The organism is Streptomyces sp. BE303 (assembly GCF_036290945.1).
In the GTDB taxonomy this organism is placed as follows: Bacteria; Actinomycetota; Actinomycetes; order Streptomycetales; family Streptomycetaceae; genus Kitasatospora.
In genome coordinates, this window is record NZ_JAQYWZ010000234.1 from 1 (window position 1) to 2,681 (window position 2,681).

A 2,681-nucleotide genomic window follows, 5' to 3' on the forward strand; every position below is an offset into this window, starting at 1 on the left:
CTCCTCGTCGCCACCACCTACCGCTCCGGCCTCATGCTCCCCGGCGGCAGCGCCGAAGCCGACGAACTCCCCCACCTCGCCGCCCGCCGCCACACCGAAACCGAAACCGGCCTCGTCCTCCCCCTGCGCTCCGTCCTCGCCACCGACTACGTCGACGCCCGACACCTCCCCGAAGCCGTCAACTTCGTCTACTGGGGCGGCCGACTCACCCCCGCCCAGGAATCCACCGTCGCCCGCCACCGCCCGCCCCACACCATCACCGCCGTCCACTGGCTCCACCGCGCCCAACTCACCGACGCCATGACCCCCGACCAACACCACCGCACCACCCAGGCCCTCGACGCCCTCACCCGAGGCGCCCACCTCCCCCTCCTCCTCCGCGGCATCCCCGCCGAATGACACCAAAACGCTCGCGCGCCGCCCCAACAGGACGGCGCGCGAGGGGCCGCGGAGCACCGACCGTGACAGGCGGGCGGGCCTCGGCTCCGGGATCAGCCGATCACCTTGATCGCCTCGATCGCACGGTTCTCACCGGTGGTACCGACCAGGACGCGCCCGCCGCTCCGCCACCCCTGCCAGCCGTAGCCGCTCAGGTGCGCGTCGGCGTCCATGCTCCTGCCGTCCGTCAGGAACTCGACGGCCTCGATCGCCAGGGACTGGCCGGTGGTGCCGATCTGGAGGATCCCGCCGTCCCCGACACAGGCCCAGGGCTGCCAGCCGAGGGTGGACACGTGTGCACGGGCGCACAGTCCGGACATGCCGCTGGTGCTGAACTTCAGTGCCTCGACCGCCCGCCCCTCGCCGACGGCTCCGGCGACGGCGCCGTTGCAGCTGCTGCCGTTCTGCCACCCGATGCCTGCGACGTGAGCCCAGTAGCAGATGAGGCGGACGCTCGCCGCCTGCCCCGAGCCCACGGCCGGACGGCCGTCCGCCGCCGCTCCCGCAGGACCGGCGGCGGCGAACGACCCGCCGACGGCAAGGACGGCGGCGGCGAGTGCCGTACCCAGTGACTTGCGCATGGGCGATCCCCTCCAAGGGGGGTCGGGACGGGTCCGACGACCCGAGCGGTCGGACTCTGCACGGCCATGGTCGACATCCGACCTCTTCCGGTCAACGCCTGTGATTCACCATGACCCCACGAGCAAGAGGACTTGGCAGACATTGCACCGGCCGCCCCCGGCCGACGCCCGGCGACCGAACCGCCCTCCCCGGGTACGGCGGCGATCCGGTGGACTCCCCGCAGCTCGACGGCGGCCGGCACGTCTCCGGCCCGCTCGCGGCCGGGGAACCTGACACGCGAGCGGCGCTCACCGACCCCTGGCCGATTTTCTCTCAACTCTTCTTTCTGTCAACGGTGTTGATCGATCCGAACCCGAGAAACCCGGCTTCCGTGGTTCCGGCCAGATCGAGATCGGTTCGGGCCAGCTCGACGGGATCGCGAGGCTCGAACGGGTGGGGGCTGCTTACCGTCGACAGGCCTGTTGGCACCTGTCCTCGGGCGCGGCGTGGGGCCTCGAACGACCTGAACGGCACGTGGCGACACCCTGGCCCCGCTGTGCGTCCGCTGCCCGCACCGTGTGTAACGCCGAGGTAGGGAGTCCGCGCTGTGCCGTCCTTGCTGCACTACGAGATCGTCACGGATCCGACGTCACTGCAAGCGTCGTCCGACGGGGCACCGTCCGTGGGGACGGTGTACCTGATCGTCTCCAACACCCACCAGGAAGAAGTGGAGTGGAGGTACATCGACGTGGAGATCCCGGTCGGATCCGACCCCGATCACCTGACGGCGGACTCCGCGGCGATCACGCCGGGCTTCTCCATGACGTACACGCCGCCGCCCTGGCTGGACGAACCGAAGTTCGCCTGGGACGACGCCCGGCAGGTGTTCCGGGCCCAGCACGGCACCTGGCCGGGGAAGAAGGTCACGCTGCCCGGTAACGAGGGGATCATCCTCAAGCTGGAGAACATCCCCGTCACCCGGGGCGACGGCCTGGTCCTCGTCAAGATCCACGAGCGGACCGGCGGCGGCGACGGCAGCGCGGCCATGCCGACGGACTCCTTCACCACCACGCTGGCGCTGGCCAAGCAGTCCCCGAAGGTCCCGCGCAACTTCCGTCCGACGTACTCCCTGCTGGACACGGACGCGGGCCAGTGGCTCGAACTGAAGTGGAACGGGCCCAGCAACCTCGACTACTGGATCCGCTACCCGGACGGCACGGCGGCCCACGCCGTGCAGGCGGTCACCGCGCCTCCGGTGGTCGACACGTCCTTCAGCTGGTCCGTCCCCGCCCCGAAGCGCGGCACCACGTACACGCTGATCGCCGGGACGGACAACGGCGGGCAGCCGCAGCACGGGTACTTCCTCACCACCACCGTCCACGCGCTCGTCCCGGAGTTCGGGAGCGGGACGCGCTCCCCGTGGATCGAGGGGACGTCGGACAGGGGCCGGGTGACCTTCACCCCGGACGGCGTGAAGGTCGACGACCGGAACGGTGCTGCGGGCACGGTCACGGCGAAGACCGCCGACGTACAGGACGTGAGGACCGGGTCGGTCAAGGGACGGACCCCCGACTCCGGCTGGATCGACTTCCCCGACACCGGCATCGACGTCTACCACGGCCCCCACAAGGACCTCGGCGTCGTCACCGCCGACCGCGCCGACGTCAACGGCGTCAACACCA

At 70.9% G+C, this 2,681-nt stretch carries 3 protein-coding genes; 2 read left to right on the forward strand and 1 reads right to left on the reverse strand.

Annotation, left to right across the window (positions count from 1 at the left end; genetic code table 11):
• Positions 1 to 399: NUDIX hydrolase (locus PUR56_RS01465; RefSeq protein WP_329947514.1), on the forward strand; the 399-nt coding region annotated here is incomplete at its 5' end.
• A gap of 92 nt (positions 400 to 491) precedes the next feature.
• Here PUR56_RS01465 and PUR56_RS01470 read toward each other — a convergent pair.
• Positions 492 to 1,019: a hypothetical protein gene (locus PUR56_RS01470; protein ID WP_329947515.1), complete on the reverse strand. Its 528-nt coding sequence runs from the start codon at positions 1,017 to 1,019 to the stop codon at positions 492 to 494.
• 587 nt (positions 1,020 to 1,606) lie between these two features.
• Here PUR56_RS01470 and PUR56_RS01475 point away from each other — a divergent pair.
• Positions 1,607 to 2,681 (forward strand): hypothetical protein (locus tag PUR56_RS01475; RefSeq protein WP_329947516.1); only part of this gene is annotated, 1,075 nt, incomplete at its 3' end.